The sequence below is a fragment of the Cupriavidus sp. 05L310 genome, from assembly GCF_056398185.1.
This window is the reverse complement of record NZ_JBFTOX010000052.1, coordinates 26,840-44,961: the sequence shown is the minus strand read 5'-3', so window position 1 is coordinate 44,961 and position 18,122 is coordinate 26,840. Positions and strand designations below refer to the sequence as shown.

14 protein-coding genes and 3 pseudogenes are annotated in these 18,122 nt (G+C 62.4%); 7 read left to right on the top strand and 10 right to left on the bottom strand.

Translation table 11 applies throughout. The features are described from left to right. The first annotated feature begins 172 nt into the window (after positions 1-172). From AC1DS6_RS30990 to AC1DS6_RS30975, 4 genes are all read left to right on the top strand, one after another. Complete coding sequence (locus AC1DS6_RS30990) at positions 173-1,357, top strand: acetyl-CoA C-acyltransferase (RefSeq protein WP_441629662.1); 1,185 nt, start codon at positions 173-175, stop codon at positions 1,355-1,357. A gap of 28 nt (positions 1,358-1,385) precedes the next feature. After that, a complete protein-coding gene (locus tag AC1DS6_RS30985; RefSeq protein WP_441629661.1) occupies positions 1,386-2,177 on the top strand; it encodes an enoyl-CoA hydratase/isomerase family protein in 792 nt (263 codons plus the stop codon). A gap of 2 nt (positions 2,178-2,179) precedes the next feature. Continuing rightward, the gene (locus tag AC1DS6_RS30980) at positions 2,180-4,111 is read left to right on the top strand and encodes an acyl-CoA synthetase (RefSeq protein WP_441629660.1); all 1,932 of its coding nucleotides are present in this window, start codon (positions 2,180-2,182) and stop codon (positions 4,109-4,111) included. Positions 4,112-4,215: 104 nt separating this feature from the next. Next, on the top strand, positions 4,216-5,217 hold the full coding sequence (locus AC1DS6_RS30975; protein WP_477103855.1) for a Bug family tripartite tricarboxylate transporter substrate binding protein: 1,002 nt from the start codon (positions 4,216-4,218) through the stop codon (positions 5,215-5,217). Between the two features lie 82 nt (positions 5,218-5,299). On the opposite strand, the gene AC1DS6_RS30970 is transcribed toward AC1DS6_RS30975, so the two are convergent. From AC1DS6_RS30970 to AC1DS6_RS30955, 4 genes and pseudogenes are all read right to left on the bottom strand, one after another. Next, on the bottom strand, positions 5,300-6,109 hold the full coding sequence (locus AC1DS6_RS30970) for an oxepin-CoA hydrolase, alternative type (RefSeq protein WP_477103854.1): 810 nt from the start codon (positions 6,107-6,109) through the stop codon (positions 5,300-5,302). Positions 6,110-6,340: 231 nt separating this feature from the next. Next, positions 6,341-6,442 (bottom strand): annotated as a pseudogene (locus AC1DS6_RS30965) (2-dehydropantoate 2-reductase N-terminal domain-containing protein); the annotation flags it as partial. An 11-nt stretch (positions 6,443-6,453) separates the two neighbouring features. Next, positions 6,454-6,912 (bottom strand): MaoC family dehydratase, encoded by a 459-nt coding sequence (locus tag AC1DS6_RS30960; protein WP_477103853.1) that lies wholly within the window; start codon positions 6,910-6,912, stop codon positions 6,454-6,456. A 181-nt stretch (positions 6,913-7,093) separates the two neighbouring features. Further along, positions 7,094-7,275: pseudogene (locus AC1DS6_RS30955) on the bottom strand (thiolase family protein); the annotation flags it as partial. Between the two features lie 294 nt (positions 7,276-7,569). Here AC1DS6_RS30955 and AC1DS6_RS30950 point away from each other — a divergent pair. Then, positions 7,570-7,737: a hypothetical protein gene (locus tag AC1DS6_RS30950; protein WP_441629656.1), complete on the top strand. Its 168-nt coding sequence runs from the start codon at positions 7,570-7,572 to the stop codon at positions 7,735-7,737. Between the two features lie 78 nt (positions 7,738-7,815). Here AC1DS6_RS30950 and AC1DS6_RS30945 read toward each other — a convergent pair whose 3' ends face one another. The 5 genes from AC1DS6_RS30945 to AC1DS6_RS30925 all read right to left on the bottom strand — a co-directional run bounded on the left by AC1DS6_RS30945 (position 7,816) and on the right by AC1DS6_RS30925 (position 12,206). Continuing rightward, positions 7,816-8,292, bottom strand: coding sequence for a hypothetical protein (locus AC1DS6_RS30945; protein WP_441629655.1), 477 nt, complete (start codon positions 8,290-8,292; stop codon positions 7,816-7,818). A 64-nt stretch (positions 8,293-8,356) separates the two neighbouring features. Then, positions 8,357-9,703 carry an epoxide hydrolase family protein gene (locus AC1DS6_RS30940; protein ID WP_477103852.1) on the bottom strand — a complete coding sequence of 449 codons (1,347 nt, stop codon included), beginning with the start codon at positions 9,701-9,703 and terminating at the stop codon, positions 8,357-8,359. A 218-nt stretch (positions 9,704-9,921) separates the two neighbouring features. Further along, a complete protein-coding gene (locus AC1DS6_RS30935) occupies positions 9,922-10,323 on the bottom strand; it encodes a tautomerase family protein (RefSeq protein ID WP_441629653.1) in 402 nt (133 codons plus the stop codon). Positions 10,324-10,476: 153 nt separating this feature from the next. Next, positions 10,477-11,370 carry an alpha/beta hydrolase gene (locus tag AC1DS6_RS30930; RefSeq protein ID WP_477103851.1) on the bottom strand — a complete coding sequence of 298 codons (894 nt, stop codon included), beginning with the start codon at positions 11,368-11,370 and terminating at the stop codon, positions 10,477-10,479. Between the two features lie 17 nt (positions 11,371-11,387). Further along, a complete protein-coding gene (locus tag AC1DS6_RS30925; RefSeq protein WP_441629651.1) occupies positions 11,388-12,206 on the bottom strand; it encodes an enoyl-CoA hydratase/isomerase family protein in 819 nt (272 codons plus the stop codon). A 174-nt stretch (positions 12,207-12,380) separates the two neighbouring features. Between AC1DS6_RS30925 and AC1DS6_RS30920 the strand changes: the two genes are divergently transcribed. Continuing rightward, positions 12,381-13,334: a LysR family transcriptional regulator gene (locus tag AC1DS6_RS30920; RefSeq protein ID WP_441629650.1), complete on the top strand. Its 954-nt coding sequence runs from the start codon at positions 12,381-12,383 to the stop codon at positions 13,332-13,334. Between the two features lie 642 nt (positions 13,335-13,976). Beyond that, a complete protein-coding gene (locus AC1DS6_RS30915; protein ID WP_477103850.1) occupies positions 13,977-17,390 on the top strand; it encodes an adenylate/guanylate cyclase domain-containing protein in 3,414 nt (1,137 codons plus the stop codon). A 66-nt stretch (positions 17,391-17,456) separates the two neighbouring features. Here AC1DS6_RS30915 and AC1DS6_RS30910 read toward each other — a convergent pair. Next, positions 17,457-17,949, bottom strand: a pseudogene (locus tag AC1DS6_RS30910) (IS6 family transposase); the annotation flags it as partial. Between the last annotated feature and the right edge of the window lie 173 nt (positions 17,950-18,122).

Below are 18,122 nucleotides of genomic sequence, written 5' to 3'. Positions count from 1 at the left end.
GCGGGCGCAAAGAGAATTTTGGACAAAGCGGCGCGGCAAGGTACCTGAAACGTTCATCGCTGCCGTCTGTTCGTTCGTTCCAATGAATGATGCACCGTTTAATGTATCCACCGTCTATATTTGACCTGGCAGACTGAGGGTGTCTGCATCCATCCACACCAAAGGAGAATCCATGTCTCGCGCAGTAATCGTTTCGTATGCCCGCACCCCGATCGGCAAAGCCAGCCGAGGCGCATTCAACATGACCCATGGGGCGACCATGGCAGGCCACGTCATCCACCATGCCGTCGAGCGCGCGGGAATCGACGGCGGGGAAGTCGAAGACATCATCTTTGGCTGCGGCCAACCCATCGCCGCCACCGGTGGCAACGTTGCCCGCGCAGGCGGCATCCGCGCTGGACTGCCCGTGTCCGTGAGCGGCACCACGCTGACTCGCTTCTGTGCGTCCGGCCTGCAGGCGGTCGCCTTTGCCGCGCAGCGCGTCTTGATCGACAAGGTGCCGGTGATGGTGGCGGGCGGCGTCGAGTCCATCAGCCTGTCGCAGCCGGTCACGCTCAAGGTCGCCCAGCAAGAGGCCTGGCTCGCACAGAATCGCCCCGATGTCTATCTACACATGATCGATACCGCGGAGATCCTAGCCAAGCGCTATGGCATGTCGCGAGAGCGCGCCGACGAGTTCTCGGTGCGTAGCCAGCAGTTGACCGTCGAAGCACAGAAGGCAGGCCGTTTCGCTGAAGAGATTGTTTCCCTCGCATCAATCAAGTCAGTGACAAACAAGGAGACCGGCGAGACCTCCATGGTGGATTTCCTGCTCGAGGCTGACGAAGGTGCCCGCGCCGACACCACGCTGGAAAAGCTGCGCGTGCTGCCCGCCGTGAAGGGTGAGGGTTACCAGGTCACGGCCGGAAATTCCAGCCAGTTGTCGGACGGCGCCGCGGCGCTGGTCGTGATGTCTGAGCGCGAAGCGGAACGGCGCGGCCTCGAACCCCTGGGGTATTTCGTGAGCCTGGCCACCGCGGGCGTCGAGCCGGACGAAATGGGTGTCGGCCCGGTCCGTGCGGTCCCGCGCCTGCTGGAGCGCAACGAGCTCTCCATCGACGACATCGACCTGTGGGAACTCAACGAGGCGTTCGGTTGCCAGGCGCTGTATTGCATCGACCAACTGGGCTTGCCGCTGGAGCGCGTCAACGTCAACGGCGGCGCCATCGCCATCGGTCATCCGTATGGCATGACTGGCGCACGCCAGGTCGGCCATATCCTGCTCGAAGGGCGTCGCCGCAAGGCCAAGTATGGCGTCGTGACCATGTGCGCAGCCGGCGGCATGGGCGCAGCCGGGCTCTTCGAGTTCATTCACTGAACGAACCCCAAAAAACAGGAGACACCAGATGAGCAATATCACCGAGTACGAAACCGTCTTCGTGGACCGGGACGGCCCCTGTGCCGTCGTCACCATGAATCGGCTGGAGAAGTACAACGCCCTCAACACAACACTTCGCACTGACCTATACGCGGCGCTGTCCTCGCTGATGGCCGACCGGACCGTTCGCGGCATCGTCCTCTGGGGCGGTACCAAGGCGTTCGTCGCCGGGGGCGACATTCCCGAGATGCTCGCACGCCGCCCGATCGAGGCCTTCGTCCCGACCAGCGGTGCGCCCGACCTGTGGGCGCTGATTCACCACAGCACCATCCCCGTGATCGCAGCCATTGCAGGACCGTGCTTTGGGGGCGGCCTGGAGCTGGCCATGGCGTGCGACCTGCGCGTGGCCGCGGACAATGCCCTGCTCGGCCAGACCGAAACGAACGTAGGCCTGATTCCGGGGCGTGGCGGCACCCAACGGCTGACCCGGCTGGTCGGGGCAACACGCGCCAAGGAAATGATCTTTACCGGCGAAATCATCAAGGCGGACGAGGCTTACCGCATCGGACTCGTCAACAAGGTGGTGCCCGCCAGCCAGGTGCTGGAGGAAGCGAAGACCTATGTGCAACGCATCGCCGAGAAATCGCCGCACTCCATTGCCATGGCCAAGCTGATGATCAACAACGGCCAGGACGCGAATCTCGAAACGGCGCTGATGCTGGAGCAGCTTGCCTTTGCCACGCTGTTCAGCACTGACGATATGCACGAAGGCGGCGAGGCGTTCCTGAACAAGCGCCGTCCAGTCTACCAGGGAACCTGACCATGACCCAGTTCAACACACGAATGCAGGCCAGCCCTGGTCAGGTCGATCCCTACCAGCCGCGTCTGCAAGTGACGTCGCTCGCCGATATCAGGCATTTCGAGCAGACGCCCCTTGCCGACCGTCAGCTGCCTCACAGCACCTACGAGTTGCTGCGCCTGGCGCGCGACCGTGCGCCGGAAGCTCCCGCCCTGCACTACTTCGCCTCCGGAGACGAGCTGGGCAAGGCAATCTCCATTACCCATGCGCAGCTGTTCGGGCGCATCACGCAGACCGCCAACCTGCTGCACTCGCTGGGCCTGGGCCCCGATGATGTCATCGGGGTGCTGATGCCGGTGACACCGGAGTCGCAGCACGCGCTCTGGGGCAGCGAGGCGACGGGCATTGCCTGCCCGGTCAACTGGATGCTGGAGCCGGAGATTATCGCGGCACTGCTGCGCAATGCTGGCGCTAAGGCGGTGATCGCCTATGGTCCCGACGCGGATATTGAGGCCTGGAACAAGGCCATGTTGGTGCGGCGCGATCTGCCCGACGTACGGCACTGGATCAAGGCCGGCGGGGGCACGGCGAGCGAGGAAGGGATTGTCGATCTCGACACCGAGATCTCCCGCTTCCAGGGCGATGCGCTCGACAGCAAGCGGGTCTTCTCGCCGCAGGATACCGCCTCGATGTTTCATACCGGTGGCACCACCGGCACGCCCAAGCTTGCGCTCCACACCCATGGCAACGAGGTGGCGATGGCCTGGGTAAGCGCGATGCAGATCGACGTCCAGCCAGACGACGTGCGCGTCTGCGGCGTGCCGATGTTCCATGTTACGGGCGTGCTCACCAATTGCCTGATGCCGCTCGCCCGTGGCGCATCGGTCGTGCTGCTGACGTCCAGCGGTTGGCGCGATCCTTCCGTCATCCGCAATCTCTGGCAGATCGTCGATCACTTCGGGGTCACCGCGCTGGGCATGGTGCCGAGCGTGGTGAACATGGCCCTGAACATTCCGATCGGCGACGCTGACATCAGCTCTCTCAAGGCGGCGAGCTGCGGTACGGCGCCGCTGTCGGTGGCCGTCGCCGAGGCGTTCGAGCAGAAGACCGGGGCGATGATCTTCGAAGGCTATGGTCTGACCGAAGGCACAGCGCTGAGCGCAACCAACCCGCGCTATGGCGAGCGGCGCATCGGCTCCATCGGCCTTCCCATGGCCTACCAGGAGATGAGGGTCGTCAAGGCTGCCGGTGGACGGATCCAGCGCGAGTGCGAACCGGGCGAGCCTGGCATTGTGGTGGTGCGCGGACCCAACATCTTCGCCGGCTACCTGAACCCGGAGCAGAACCAGAGCATCTGGTTCGAGGGCGGCTGGTTCAATACCGGTGACCTGGGCTATGTGGACGAGGATGGCTACTTCTGGCTGACCGGCCGGGCCAAGGACCTGATCATCCGCGGCGGCAACAATATCGATCCGCGCATGATCGAAGAAGCGTTGTATCGGCACCCCGAGGTATTCGATGCCGCCGCCGTCGGCCTGCCGGACGCGCATGCCGGCGAACTGCCGGTCGCGTATATCGCGCTCAAGCCGGGCAGCACCTTCCCGATCGGCCGCATCAAGCACTACGCCTATGAGGTGATCCCGGAGCGCGCCGCCGTGCCCAAGCAGTTCTACGTGGTCGATGCCGTCCCAAAGACTGCTGTCGGCAAGATCCAGAAGAACACACTGCGCACTGACGCGGTACTGCGAGCGCAGCGGCAGATGCTTGCCGAGGTCAAGGCGGACACACCAGTTCCGCTTGTCGATATCCGCATCGAGGATCGCGGGGACCAGGGCATCTTGTCCACGCTGGTGCTGCCCGCCACCCTGGGCCACGAAGAAAGGGAGGTCGCGGTAGCCACCATCGGCAAAGCGTTCACGACGCTGACGATCAAGTACGCGGTGGTGTACGAGTAGCCCATTCCTATAAAACAGGGCCTCGCCAGAGGCAGTGCGAGTGGCATGCCGGCAGCGCCTCGTGCCCGGCATGCCGGCTCGCCGAATCCATCAAGGAGACAACTATGACCATCCAGCTTTCGCGCCGGCGCCTGCTGCAGGCTGCATGCGGCGCCGCGCCGGCGCTGCTTGCCCCATCCTGGCTGCGAGCGCACGCGCCCTTTCCGAGCAAGCCGATTGTCGTCAAGGTCGCATTTCCCGCTGGAGGTCCGGCGGACGAATCGATTCGCGCAGCAGCCGTCGTGATGAAGCGGAGCCTGGGCCAGAGCGTCATTGCCGACAACCTTCCGGGCGCAAGCGGCTCGATCTGCGCGATGAACGTACTACGCAGCGCCAGCGATGGCTACACGTTGCTGGGCACGACCGGCATTGACTTCCTGGTCGCGCCGCTCACCATTGCATCGGCTAGGTATTCGCCGGAGAAGTTCAGGCTGGCGGGCTTAAGCGGGATCTCGGATTTCATCCTGGTCTCGAATCCCTCGTTGTCGTTCAAGAACGTCGACGAGGTCATTGTCTACGCGAAGAACCCGAAGAACCGTCCCCTGTCGCTGGCACACTGGGGCCCCGGCTCGGCGCCCCACCTGGTCGGCGCCGACTTCCAGGCCCGCACCGGCGTGCGCTTCCTGGAGGTGCCATACAAAGGCGCGGCGCCGGTCAGCAGCGACATCGCCGGTTCACAGGTAGACCTGACCTTCATTCCCATGGGGGGTCCGACTTACGGCATGATCAAGGCCGGCCGCTTCAAGCCGATCGGGGTCGCCAGCAAGGCCCGGCATCCGTCATTGCCCGATGTGCCCGCGCTGGCTGAAAACAAGGCCCTGGCCGATTTCGAATACAGCCAGTGGGCAGGCGTGCTGGCCGCGCCGGAGACAACAGACGCTGTGACGGCACGCGTGGTGGAGGCCATGAATGCTTGGGTGGCGAGCCCCGAGAACCGTACCCGCCGCACTGTCAACCTTCAGCGCGCGATTGAGCCAATGACCATGGCCCAGGCGCAAGCCTTCCTGAACAGCGAACACGCCAAACTGACCCGCATTGCCAAAAGCCTGAAGCTTGCGGGGCAATAAGGCCTAGTTGGGGCCTGGTTGGGGCCTGGTTGGGGCCTGGTGGAGGCCCCGGCAGCAATGCGGTCAGCCAGCGGTGGCACGGCTACGCCGCATCGCCGCGGCGCAGGCTGGCAAAATCGGCGGGCCGCTTCCCAAGAAATGCAGCAATGCCTTCGGCGGCTTCGGCGCCACCCTGGGCCACGGCCATCGCGATCCGTTCGGCTTCCAGCTGATCGTCGAGCGTGCGCTCATGGGCATGCCGGCACAGCGTCTTGATCGATGCCATGGCCTGCTGTGGCCCTTGCGCAAGCCTGTCCGCCAGCGCGATCGCCGCCGCGCCGGCCTGTCCCGCTTCAACCAGTTGGTTGACGACCCCGAAGTGCTGCAGTTGCTCCGCCGTGATGCGATCGCCGGTCAACGCCAGCTGCGTCAGCACCTGCCGCGACAGGCTTTGCGCCAGCAGGCCCGTAATGCCGCCATCCGGCGTCAGCCCCACCTTCACATAGGCAATCGAGAAGGCTGCGCTGGCGGATGCCACAAGCAGGTCGCAGGCCAATGCCAGCGAGAAGCCCGCACCCGCCGCGCCGCCTTCGACCGCTGCCACGATCGGCTTGGGAAAGTCGCGCAGCTTGCACACCACGTCGTGCAAGTGCCCCAGGCGCTCGATGCGCTCCTCATAGGTCAGTTCCCGCCGCTTGCTGATCAGTTCCAGGTCGCCGCCTGCACAGAAGTAGTTGTCGGCGCCAGTTAGTACGATCGCGCCAATCTCCGGATTGTCCGCAGCAGCGGCCAGCGCGGCGCGGATGTTGTCATAGAGATCGGCCGCGATGGCGTTGCGCTTGCCGGGATTGTTGATGGTGAGCACCAGCACGCGGCCTTCCGTGCGCTGCAGCAAAGAGGAAAATGTGGTCATGTCGTGAAGTCTGTCAGTGGAGAGAGGCCCGATCAGCCGGCAGTCTGTTGCGCAGCGCACTGACTCTCATAGACCTGCAGGTGGCAATAGGCGTGCGGCTCAACGGGAGTTCGCGCCCGCGATCGGCTGCACGAGCGATCAGATCGCCGACGATGGCCTCGGCTTTGATGCGTGCGGCGCCCTGGGCAATATCCCGCATCATCGAGGCCTCCCAGGTCGATGAACTGTCCAGCGGGCGGGTCGTACCAGAATGGTGACGTCCGCGCCCGCCTCGATCAGTCGCGCGCCGTAGTAGCCTCCCATGGCGCCGGCACCGAGTACCAATATCTTCATGGCGCCCCCGTCTACGCGTTACCGGCGGGACGGCACTGCACGACCAGATTGACGACGCCGGCCTGCACTGGTTCGTCATGCTGGTTGAAGGTTGTGATGCGCACCTTCACGATGCCTTGATCGGCACGCGACTTGGACGTCCGCACCTCCAGGATCTCGCTCTCGACATGCAACGCATCTCCAGGCCGCACCGGTTTGGGCCAACGCAGCTCCTCGAAGCTCGCCCCGATGATGCCGCCCGCGGGCCGGAGCTCGCCGTCGACCAGCAACCGCATGGTCAGCGCCGCCGTGTGCCAGCCACTCGCGGCCAAGCCGCGGAACAGCGTGTCGCGGGCGGCCGCTTCGTCAAGATGGAAAGGCTGCGGGTCGAACTCGGCAGCGAAGGATTTGATCCTGTCCAGCTCGACGGGCAGCCGCCCTGAACCGTATTTCTGGCCCGGCGCCAGATCCTCGATGTATTGGATGTTCATATTTGCTCCTCCAGATTTCTTTACTCTGCTTTCACGGACCAGCGCGCACCCGTTGCGAGGCGCCCAAAGGCGGATCGGGCCAGCGCCTCGAGCCCCAGCGCAATCCCTTGTCCGCCGCCGATGCACAGCGTGACGATGCCGCGCCGGATGTCATCCGCGCGCATGGCATGCAGCAGGCGCGTCGTCCCTTGGCCTGTGCCAGCGCGAGATTCCGCTGCAACGTTCGGCCCAGCGATCCTGCGCCTCGCGGCTGAGCGCATAGCGAGCGGCAAGATCCTCGGTATGCCAGCCCGAGTAATCGCCGGAGAATGCGTCGTGCAGTCCGTCGTACAGCATGCTGTCATGCAGCACTGAATCGCCCATGGGAGCCGTTGTAGGCGCCAACAGCGATCCGCACGGGCTGGCACAGCACGACATCTCTTGCATTCATCGCATTCTCCCTGGCAAAAACTTAGCATCCTGCGGGTCCCTCTTGCGCGGCCATCGCTGGCGGCCAGGCCGAGTTTGGTCATTTTCGCCGCCCGCGCGATTCGTTCTTGCGGACGCCGTCAAGTTACTTTCAACATGAAAGTATATACCGCCCAGACGCACTTGCAAGTTGCAATTTTCCCTTCTGTTCTTTCGTGTTCCTCTCGCGGGCAAGGCCCGCAACCTGCCATGCAACGTGGCTGCTTCGACGGCATGTTCCTGCTGCAGGCGGCCAAGGGCATCCGCCTGCCGTTCGCCGACGGCAAGACTCTGCGATCGCCGCCGCCGACGTGGGGGCTGCCGCCGCTGCTGTGCTGGCCAACCCAGAGCCGCATATCGGCAAGATCTACGAATTGACCGGCCCCCAGTCGCTGACGATGGCCGAGCTCGCGCAGGAGTTCCGCGTTGCTCTGGATCGCCGCCCGCGCTTGAGGACTAGCTGGCACACGACGCGCTTTCCTCTCTTGCCACGCCGTTCCGGGCTTCAATGGCTCTGATGCTGTTTGCAAAGGCTTTTCCCAAAACATGTCTGCCGATGCTTCCGAGCACGAGCCCCAGCACCCGTCCTTTGATGTTCTTGCCTTCCCGCACCACGACTGCGTCCAGCGCGGTCGTCCCGTCAGGCAGACGCGTGAACGTATAGGTATGGCCTGACCGGCCTCCCCATACGTTGGAGTCGATTGTCGTCATGACGACGCGATCGGGATTGGACCAGTTGTAATGCAGGCGTTCCCAGATGCCGCCCGAGCCCTCCGTGACGTCTGCCTCAGAGGGGCCTCGGTGATGCACCTTTAGGTATTCGTCGGTGCTGTTGCCAAAGAGCCTCGAGCGACCAGGCCCGAAGTCCGTAAGCCCGGCGACGAACCGCTCGGGCGTCGAAGTGGTCTTGTAGTGCAAGTGAATCGTCGGCATGGAAAGTTTCTTTGTTGGCTAGTGCTGGTCGTCCAAAGGAATACTTGGCGTGAAAACGGCCGCTTTACACCGAGATTCCCGCACGCAAGGGCCGGAAACCCGCGCGCAACTCCTCGGAGAAAGCCTTTGGCTGTTCCCATGCCGCGAAATGACCGCCCTTTTCGAGGCGGTTGTAGTGAATGAGCTTTGAATAGGCTCGCTCGGCCCAGCTTCGTGGCGCCGCATAGATTTCGTCTGGGAAGACGCTTACGGCGACCGGGATGGTGACGTGCTTGACATCGAAGAACGCCAGCTTGTTTTCCCAATAGAGTCGCGCTGAAGAGATGGCGGTTTTCGTCAGCCAGTACAGCGTAATGTTGTCGAGGATGTCGTCACGCGTGAGACCCTCAGCTTGACCATCGAACACCCGTGCAATGAGCGACAGACTGGCAGCATCGTGGTCAAGGATCCAGCCAGCCAGGCCGATTGGAGAGTCTTCGATGCCATAGAGCGTTTGCGGGCGGTTCGCCATCTCGATCGCGTACCCGAGGCCATGCTTGAAGAAGGTGTCCAACTGCCCGTATGCATGCTGCTCGTCCGCGGACAGGCCGGTGGGCGCGGGCTCACCATACTTGAGCGCCCTTGATACATCGGGGGGCACGGTCGCGGGCATATTGACGTGAATGCCGAGCAGCTCCGGCGGGGCGATCAGCGCCAACTGCTCCGACACGGCGTCGCCCCAGTCGCCGCCCTGCGCCACGAATTCCTTGTAGCCGAGGCGGCGCATCAGCACTGTCCATGCGTGTGCGATGCGCACCGGGTCCCAGCCGGTCGTCGTCGGCTTTCCGGAGAACCCGTAGCCGGGGATCGACGGAATCACGACGTCGAACGCATCGGCTGCCTGGCCGCCATGGGCGGTCGGATCCGTAAGCGGGCCGATTACCTTCAACTGCTCGATCACCGATCCGGGCCAACCGTGGGTGATGATGACGGGCAGCGCGTTGGCGTGTTTCGACCGTACGTGGATGAAGTGGATGTCTACGCCATCGATGGTGGTCATGAATTGCGGCAAGGCATTCAGCCGGGCTTCAACTTTGCGCCAGTCGTGCTGGGTCGCCCAGTAGCGGGCGAGTTGCTGCATGGTCGCCAATCTAACGCCCTGCGATTCATCCGTGACGGTTTCGCGCGTGGGCCAGCGTGTTGCGGCGATTCGTCGGCGCAGATCCACCAGCGCCTCTTGCGGAACGGATACGCGGTATGGGCGGATGGCATCTGTGGCACCGACCGTCCCAGCGGACGCCTGTGCGGCCGATGCCTCGCTGGCAAGCACGGCCAGGCCGATGCCATAGCCTGCTGCCGCGGCGGAGACGCCAAGAAAATCGCGACGGGTCAGCCGTTTCGCTTCCGGGACGGGGTTATCAAACGTTTTCATTCGGAATCCATCATCTCGTGTCAAATTTCCGTCGCTCCCGGGCGCCCCTATGCGGCAGAGCCGGGTTTTCAGCTAGGGACTGATTGCGCCGTTGACCCCTTCTGGCCTCGCGCTTGCCATGTCGTACATGACGTATATGGTCGTAATTCATGCCATGACGTGGAATGCGCAGAGCATGTCCTGGACGGGCAGCCAACACTCCTGTGTTTGCGTTGGCTTCACCACCGCGGCGCGATGCCTGCCAACTGGGCGACCCCTCGGCCAAAGGAGAAGTTTTCATTCGGCACCGGAATCAGTGCAATGAAGATGTCGTCCGGAGAGATCTCCGCGGCGTCACCGAGTTGGCGGCAGATTTCCGCCATCAGTGCAGCCTTGTCGCTAGCCGGCCGGTGCGCGCCGAGTTGGACCTCGATGATCATCGCGTCGGCCGAGCGCTCCATCTCCATAAAGGTTGGATCGATGAACAATTCGTCGTCGCCGTGCTCGCTGACCACAATGAACCGATCTCCAGCGGGAATGCCCAGCGCGACGACCAGCGAACGATTCAGTGCATTGCCAATTGCGATCTTCTGCTCGCGTGAAAACCGGCCTTTCGGGATGTGTGCGTGAAATACAGGCATGGGATATCTCCAGTGCTCAAGGGGATGATCGATGTATTGCGCCATCGTTCGGCCGGCAGCCCCGAGGCGAATCACGCACGTGCGCGATGGGCGTGCGCGATTCGCCTGGGCGACGCCAGGCGGGGCTGGTCGTCGACCGATCTGTGCGTGCCGTCAGAGGTTCATCCTGAACCAGTTGACGGCCTCGCGCGAGGCGCTCGGAAGCTCCGCAAGGTAGGGATCGAAGTGGCCGCCCTTGAGCATGACCATCCGCTTCGGTTCCGGTGCCAGTTCGTACGCCTTGAGCGCCAGGTCGGTGACGGCGATGTGGTCGCGTTCGGCGACCAGCATCAGCAGCGGGGTCGGGGATACGCGATCGATGAAGTCTCCTGGCGAATACATGCGTGCCCAGCGCGTTGAGCGCAGCGTGATCCTGTTTTCCCAGACATCGTCCGGCACCGGGCGAAGGTAGAAGCTCACGGCATCCGCTGCCCTGTAGGCGGCCGGCCTGGTGGAATCGTTGCTGACGATCTGCTGCATCGCCGGCGGTTCGCCATTGAGTTGTGCCCGCTCGTCGGCCGCGAACCTGGCCTCGAGATCGGCGACGGCCTCCGGCGGAATCCGCCGCAGACCCGCGGCATGGCCGTCGATGGTGGGCGCTTGGGCCACCACCACCTTCAGACGCCGGTCCGTCGCGCCCAGCACGATGGCATGCCCGCCGGCAAAGCTCGTGCCCCAGATGCCGATGCGGTTCTCGTCGACTTCCGGCCGCGCTTGCAGATAGGAGATTGCGCGGCGCCAATCAGCGATCTGTTGCCAGGGATTGATGTCTTGCCTTGGCGCGCCGCCACTGTCTCCAAAGTTGCGGTGATCGTGTAGCAGTACGACAAAGCCGGCCTTTGCGAAGGCCTCGGCAAACGACTCGATGCCATGGTATTTCGTACCCGCGAAGCCGTGCGCCATGGTGATGGCCGGCAGCGGCGCGGTGTGGTGCTCCGGCACAAACAGCCATGCCGACAGGTCGATACCACCCTCGACGGGGAAACGTACGTCTTGCTTCTGAAACATCAATGCGCTCCTGCTTGTCATTCGCCAAGTTCGCCCAGCATCCGGGCGAGGTCCAGTTCCGCCTCGCGGGTCTGGAAGCCGCGCGCCATGGCGGCTTCCATTCGGCGTTGCGCTGGCAGGGACCGCACGTTCTCCCCGAAGAGATCAGAATCGCGGCGAAAATCTTCGACGGAAGCCAGCGCGATGGCATTGACGCGCTCCTTGACCATCACGTGCCCGGCCGCCGGAAAACGTGCAATGCGCCGCGCCAGCGATGCGACGAAGTCGCCGAGCGACTCGGCGGGCAGCGCCCGGTTGATCCATCCATACCGTTCCGCGGTGTCCGCGTCGTAGTCCAACGCGCTCAGCATCACTTCGAGCGCCCGGCCGCGGCCCATCAGGCGGGTGAGGGATTGGGCCGCACCGCCGCCAGGAATCAATCCGAACGCGGCTTCCATCTGGCTGAACACCGCGGTTTCCCGCGCAGCAAAGCGCATGTCGCACGCCAGCACGAATTCGCTGCCCGCGCCGCGCACACGCCCTTCGATCTGTGCGATGGAGACAAGCCGACTGGAGCTGAGGTGGCGGAACAGCAACGCGATCGATGGCTCACCGGTCAGCTTTGCGGCTTCCTCGCGATACTCCTTAACCTTCGTCACATCGACGTGGGAGATGAAATAGCCGGGGTCGGCACTGCTGAATACGAGCACCTTGGTGCCGTCATCGGCTTCGGCGTCCCGGATCAGGGTGACCAGGTCGCGTACGAGCCCGGGTCCGAGCAGATTCATGGGCGGCGCGGATATTTCCACGAACAGAACCGCTCCGTCGCGGTTCACCTTCAGCGTATCGAACGTCATGGTTGGCTCCTGATGGGCAAGACCGGTAACAGTCCATGGAACATGTGGTCGCGCGCCCGATACGTTGACGCAAAGGATGCAAAGGCGCGGCCGGATAGACAGAGAATCTAGGCCTCTCCGGGTCCATTGAGTAGCCGGTAGAATTGGGAATTACCCTTTCATCGGTGGAAGGCCATGGATCGACTCGAGGCGATGGTCATTTTGTTGGCGGCGATAGACACCGGAAGCCTTTCCGCCGCAAGTCGAAAACTTCGCATTCCTTTGGCGACCGTGAGCCGACGCGTGTCGGAGTTGGAGGCACACCTGAATGTGCGGTTACTCGTGCGCGGTACCCGCAAGCTGACACCGACGGAAGCCGGGCGCGCCTATGTGACGTCATGCCGGCGCGTTCTGGAGGAGATCGCGGAAATCGAACGTACGGCTTCGGGCGAATATCATGCGCCGCAGGGCGAACTCGTGATCAGCGTGCCTCCGGTGATGGGCCGCATTCACGTCATGCCGATAATCGTTGACTTTCTGCGTGCGTTTCCGCAAGTCCGCATGCGGGTGCAATTGACGGACCGGATCGTCAATCTGCTGGACGAGCGGGTGGATCTGGTGCTGCGAATTGGAGAGCAACCGAGCAGCAGCTTGATCGGCACGCGTATCGGCCTGCTTCGGGAAGTGGTATGCGCTAGCCCCGCCTACCTGAAGCAGCGTGGGGCACCCGGAAGGCCTGAAGATCTTCTGTCGCACGACTGCGTGACATACGAAGGGTATGCGGTTGGCAGCAACTGGGAATTTCTCTCGAAAGGCCGGCCACTGAAGATCGAGGTGCCGTCCCGGCTTGTGGTGAACTCGGTGGAGGCTGCCGTCGTTGCCGCGGTGGAGGCCGCCGGCATTGCACGGGTAGCGTCGTACCAGATTGAAGAACTGGTGAAATCCGGCAGCCTCGAGATGCTGCTGGAAGCCTTCGAGCCGTTACCGGCGCCGGTCAATCTGATATACGCGGGCCAGGGCCAGATACCGCTCAAGCTTCGGGCATTCATCGATTTTGCGGTGCCGAGATTGAAGGAACGGCTTGGCCTGGCGCGGGCTGCGGGTCCACGGACGCCACAGCCGCGCCGCAGGCGTGCGTCGACGCCGTGAAGACCATCACACCTCCGCCCGGTCACTGTGACGTTCGAAGACGTGAGGACCATGACACGGGAACGGTATCGGGCGTCTCATCGCCGGCGTTCTCCAAAATCCGTCTGGCGTTTTCTGAGCGAACGGGTGACCGTGCGCCCATTGCATCCCTTCCCCTCAACGTGACAAAGCCCCTCAAGCCGATGCACGCGCACCAACATTGCTGGCAGCGCAAGCGCTTGCCAGAGCGCTTCTTGAGCGGGTTGTCGCCAAACGGATGTCCCTGAACTCGGCGATGGAGCCGATCTCCTTGCCTACCCAGTTGCGCAGTTCAGTAGCGAAGAATCATTTCATGCGCCGCCCCCACACGCTTAGCACGTCGTGGATACAGCCCATTGTGGTGAAGCCAACGGCACACTGATTGGCGGTGCGTACTGCGCCCGAAACCTGACTCGTCCGTCGCTGCCGCGTCCTACCTAGCGGCTTCGGTGCTGTCATCGCAACAACCGACTATGTGCGAGCGCTCGCCGAACTGAGCCGTGCTTATGTACCTCGTATCTTGGTGACGCACGACATTGACGAATTCGATGCCGCTCCGCTTTGCCAATCTTGCGACGAAAGGCAATGGGGCGTCTAATGCCCGAAGGAAGTCTGGGAGGCCCCATGGCGCGCTGCACAATTTGCGGGTTCGAGAATGCCGTTGGAGCCAATTTTTGCGAGCAGTGCGGCGCCCGGCTGACAAGCGTCTGCCGGCACTGTGGGCACACACTAAGTCCGACGGCACGCTTCTGCACCGCATGCGGAATGCCCGTCAGCGACGCAACACAAGCATCGTCTTCCGCCCCCGTTCATTACACACCGCTCCACCTGGCCGAGCGCATCCGAGCCGAACAAGCCGCTCTGGAAGCGCGCGGAGCGACTGCCGGTGAGCGCAAGACTATCACCGTTCTGTTTGCCGATATGGCCGGCTCGACCGCTTTGATCCACGACCGTGACCCGGAGGAGGCCCACCTCCTTATCACCCCCGTCATCGAGATGATGATGGAGGCCGTGCATTATTACGAGGGCTATGTGGCCAAGTCGCTGGGCGATGGGATCCTGGCACTATTCGGCGCGCCTATTGCCCATGAGGACCATCCCCAGCGGGCGTTGTACGCGGCGCTGCGCATGCAGGACACGATGAGGAAGCACAGCGACCGGCTTCGGCTGGAACAAGGCCTCTCGCTGCAGATCCGCGTAGGCATACACACGGGCGAAGTGGTCGTGCGTTCGATTCGCAAGGACGACCTGCACGCCGACTATGACCCGGTGGGGCACACGATCCACATCGCCTCCCGGATGGAGACGATGGCCGCGCCCTCATCTATTTTCGTCAGCGAATCTACCTACAAGCTCGCGGAGGGATACTTCGAGTTCAAGGCGCTCGGCGCCACCCAGGTCAAGGGCATCCCCGAGCCGCTGCAAGTCTACGAGGTGCTGGCTCTCGGTGCGCTACGCACGCGCTTGCAAGTAGCGGCGCACCGCGGATTGGCACGCTTCGTGGGCCGAGAGACCGAACTGGAGACGCTACGCCGGGCGCTGGAGCAGTCCACGGCTGGATATGGGCAGATCGTCGCCGTGGCGGGTGAGGCAGGGATCGGCAAGTCGCGGCTCTTCCACGAGTTCAAGGCACGGTCCCAGCATGGCCGCCTGGTGCTGGAGACTTTCTCGGTATCGCACGGCAAAGCCTTTGCCTATTTGCCGCTCATCGAACTCTTGAGGAACTATTTTCAGATCATCGACCAAGCCGACGAGCGGCGGTGCCGCGAAAAGGTAACGGGCAAGGTGCTCACGCTGGAGCGCAGCCTGGAAGAACTCCTGCCCTATCTGCTTCACTTGCTTGGTATCAGCGAACCCGGCTCGGTGCTGGCTGACATGGGCCCTAGCCTAAGGCGTGAGCGCACATTCGAGGCAATTTCACGTTTGTTGGTGCACGAAAGCCGCAATCAACCGGTCGACGTCCTGTTCGAAGATTTACAATGGCTGGATAGCGAGACTGAAGCGTTTCTCGCCTACCTCATCGAACGGACGGCGGACGTCCGGATCCTCGTTCTCTTGAACTACCGGCCCGAGTATCGGTTCGCTTGGGGGCACAAGGACAATTGCACTGAGGTGCGGCTCGCCCCCTTGGGCCTGTCCGACGCGCAAGGCTTGCTCAGCGTCCTGTTGGGCGATGACCCCGTACTCGGGTCACTCAAACAGCTAATTCTGGAAAAGACCGAGGGCAATCCCTTCTTCATAGAGGAGGTCGTCCAGACGCTGGCCGAGGAAAAAGCGCTGCTCGGCGAACCCGGCCATTACAGCATCGAAAAGACACCCGCCACGCTGCATATTCCGACCACGGTACAAGGCGTGCTCGCGGCGCGCATGGATCGGCTGCCGATCGCAGAAAAGGAACTGCTGCAAACGCTGGCAATCCTCGGCAAGGAGTTTCCTTTGAGCCTGGTCCGGCAAGTTTCGGGACAAAGGGAAGAGCGCCTGTATCCTTTGCTGGCCAGCTTGCAAGCGGGAGAGTTCATCTACGGGCGCCCAGCCTTTCCAGAGGTGGGGTATGCGTTCAAACACGCCCTCACCCAGGAAGTCGCAAGCAACTCCCTGCTTTCCGAAGAGCGCAGTGCGCTACATGAACGCACAGGTAGAGCCATCGAGGCCCTTTTCCATCAGCAATTGAAAGACCATTTCAGCGAGCTGGCACACCATTACAGCTTGGGCGGCAATGCTCCCAAGGCGGTGGAGTACTTGCACTGCGCCGGGCAACAGGCTGTCGAGCGTTCCGCTAATCTAGATGCCATCCGTCACATTGGTGCGGCTTTGGATCTGCTCCATAACCTGCCCGACACCGCAGAACGCGCGCGCCAGGAACTGACATTGCGCGTCACCTTTGGCCAAGCCTTGATTGCTGCCAGAGGTTATGCAGCAGCTGAGGTGGAGACAAACTATACTCGGGCGCTAGCTTTGTGTGAAAAATGCGGAGAAGCCCCGCAGCTCTTTCAGGTGAAGTTGGGATTGCGCATGTTCTTCTTGCTTCGCGCACAGCATCAGACGGCGTATGAACTGGGTGAGGGACTACTCAGCCTGGCTGAGAACACGCAAGAGCCGGTGTTACTCGGACAAGCGCATATCGCACTGGGAGGAGCCTCACTCTTTCTTGGCAAGTTTCCCATGGCCCGAGCTCACTTGGAGCAGGGGCTGGCGCACTATAAGACTGAACAGCATCCCACCCACGCCGGACTTTATGGACAGGATCCCGGCGTTCGTGGACTGAGCTTTTTGGCATGGACCCTTTGGTATCTGGGCTTTCCAGTTCAGGCCAGCGAACGAAGTCAGGAGGCGCTGGCGCTGGCCCGGAAGCTTTGTCATCCTTTTAGCCTGGCGCTCGGCCTCGTCTATGCAGCCGAGCTGCATCAGTACCGGCATGAGGTGCAACTGACGCGAGAGTGTGCTGAAGCCGCTATCGCCCTTTCGGCCGAACAGGGCTTTCCGTTCTGGCTCGCATGGGGAGCAGTCCTGCGGGGATGGGCGCTAGCCGAGCAAGGAAACAGTGACGAGGGCATCGCTCAGATGCGCCAAGGGCTGGCCGATTACCAAACGACGGGTGCCGAGTTCGGCCTGCCTTATATCCTTGCCTTGTTGGCTCAAACCTATGGGAAGGCGGGGAAATTCCAGACGGGGTTGGACGCGTTGGCCGCCGCGCTGGCCATGACGAGCAACACTGGGGAGCGCTATTATGAATCGGAGTTGCATCGGCTCAAGGGCGAACTGCTTCTCCAACGCTCGAACGCGCAGCCCCACGTGTTAACGGATCGTGAGGCAGCGGAGGCATGTTTTCATCACGCGATCGATATCGCTCGCCAGCAAAATGCGAAATCGCTTGAACTACGTGCCGCGCTAAGCCTCGCGCGGCTATGGCAACGCGAGGGGAAGATGGAACTTGCACGACAGACACTGGCCGGGCTGCATGAGTCCTTCACCGAAGGATTCGACACTGATGATTGGCCGCAGGTCAACGACCTGCTGAATGCCCTGTTCAGCGGTTGATTCGAAGACCCCCGCCCTCCATGTCGCGCACACAAATATCTGCTTCGTGCTGAAAGTGCTCCCAGCGATCCTGGACTTGATGTTGCGGTGATCCTGCTCGATCAAGTTGTTCAAGTACTTCGACGATCGCAACATCGCGTGCCCGGGGCAGCAACTCGTCCGTCTTCATTTCGCGCACCGCGCGGTGAGATGCCGCGTAGCCGTCCAGCGTGATTGTCTTCGGAGCGAGCCCTTGACTCTTGATCGCCTTCGCGAAGAAGGCCTTGGCTGCAGCGACATCGCGCTTGGCGCTGAGCCGGAAGTCGACCGTCTTTCCCGCTCGATCAACTGCACGGTAAAGATAGATACTATGGAAGGGCTGGCCCAAGTAAGCCCATTTGCCACGGCTTTTCACATACGTCTCGTCGACTCGCCATGAACGACCCGCGGATCTCCCAAACCGATCCCAGCGCTTCACGAACTCCGGCGTGAAGCGTTTGACCCAGCGCGTGATCGTCGTGTGCGAAAGCGACAGGCCGCGCTCGGTCATTATTCCAACGAGGTCTCGAAGGCTGAGCTTCTAACGCAGGTCAAAAACCCGAGCGTAACCCACCGGCCCCTCCGATTTGCACCGGAGCCGCATTTAGGAGACATTCGAAGTTCGGCCTCGCAGCATAGAACAAACATTCGCGGATGATATCCCGACCATGGTCCACCATGGCCCCGCCCAACCCGGTGAAATGCGGGTCTATA

Coding starts and splice junctions, on each gene's coding strand:
- AC1DS6_RS30950 (WP_441629656.1), top strand. CDS start 7,570: ATGCAACGTGGCTGCTTCGACGGCATGTTCCTGCTGCAGGCGGCCAAG.
- AC1DS6_RS30920 (WP_441629650.1), top strand. CDS start 12,381: ATGGATCGACTCGAGGCGATGGTCATTTTGTTGGCGGCGATAGACACC.
- AC1DS6_RS30970 (WP_477103854.1), bottom strand. CDS start 6,109: ATGACCACATTTTCCTCTTTGCTGCAGCGCACGGAAGGCCGCGTGCTG.
- AC1DS6_RS30985 (WP_441629661.1), top strand. CDS start 1,386: ATGAGCAATATCACCGAGTACGAAACCGTCTTCGTGGACCGGGACGGC.
- AC1DS6_RS30940 (WP_477103852.1), bottom strand. CDS start 9,703: ATGAAAACGTTTGATAACCCCGTCCCGGAAGCGAAACGGCTGACCCGT.
- AC1DS6_RS30930 (WP_477103851.1), bottom strand. CDS start 11,370: ATGTTTCAGAAGCAAGACGTACGTTTCCCCGTCGAGGGTGGTATCGAC.
- AC1DS6_RS30975 (WP_477103855.1), top strand. CDS start 4,216: ATGACCATCCAGCTTTCGCGCCGGCGCCTGCTGCAGGCTGCATGCGGC.
- AC1DS6_RS30935 (WP_441629653.1), bottom strand. CDS start 10,323: ATGCCTGTATTTCACGCACACATCCCGAAAGGCCGGTTTTCACGCGAG.
- AC1DS6_RS30925 (WP_441629651.1), bottom strand. CDS start 12,206: ATGACGTTCGATACGCTGAAGGTGAACCGCGACGGAGCGGTTCTGTTC.
- AC1DS6_RS30915 (WP_477103850.1), top strand. CDS start 13,977: ATGGCGCGCTGCACAATTTGCGGGTTCGAGAATGCCGTTGGAGCCAAT.
- AC1DS6_RS30990 (WP_441629662.1), top strand. CDS start 173: ATGTCTCGCGCAGTAATCGTTTCGTATGCCCGCACCCCGATCGGCAAA.
- AC1DS6_RS30945 (WP_441629655.1), bottom strand. CDS start 8,292: ATGCCGACGATTCACTTGCACTACAAGACCACTTCGACGCCCGAGCGG.
- AC1DS6_RS30980 (WP_441629660.1), top strand. CDS start 2,180: ATGACCCAGTTCAACACACGAATGCAGGCCAGCCCTGGTCAGGTCGAT.
- AC1DS6_RS30960 (WP_477103853.1), bottom strand. CDS start 6,912: ATGAACATCCAATACATCGAGGATCTGGCGCCGGGCCAGAAATACGGT.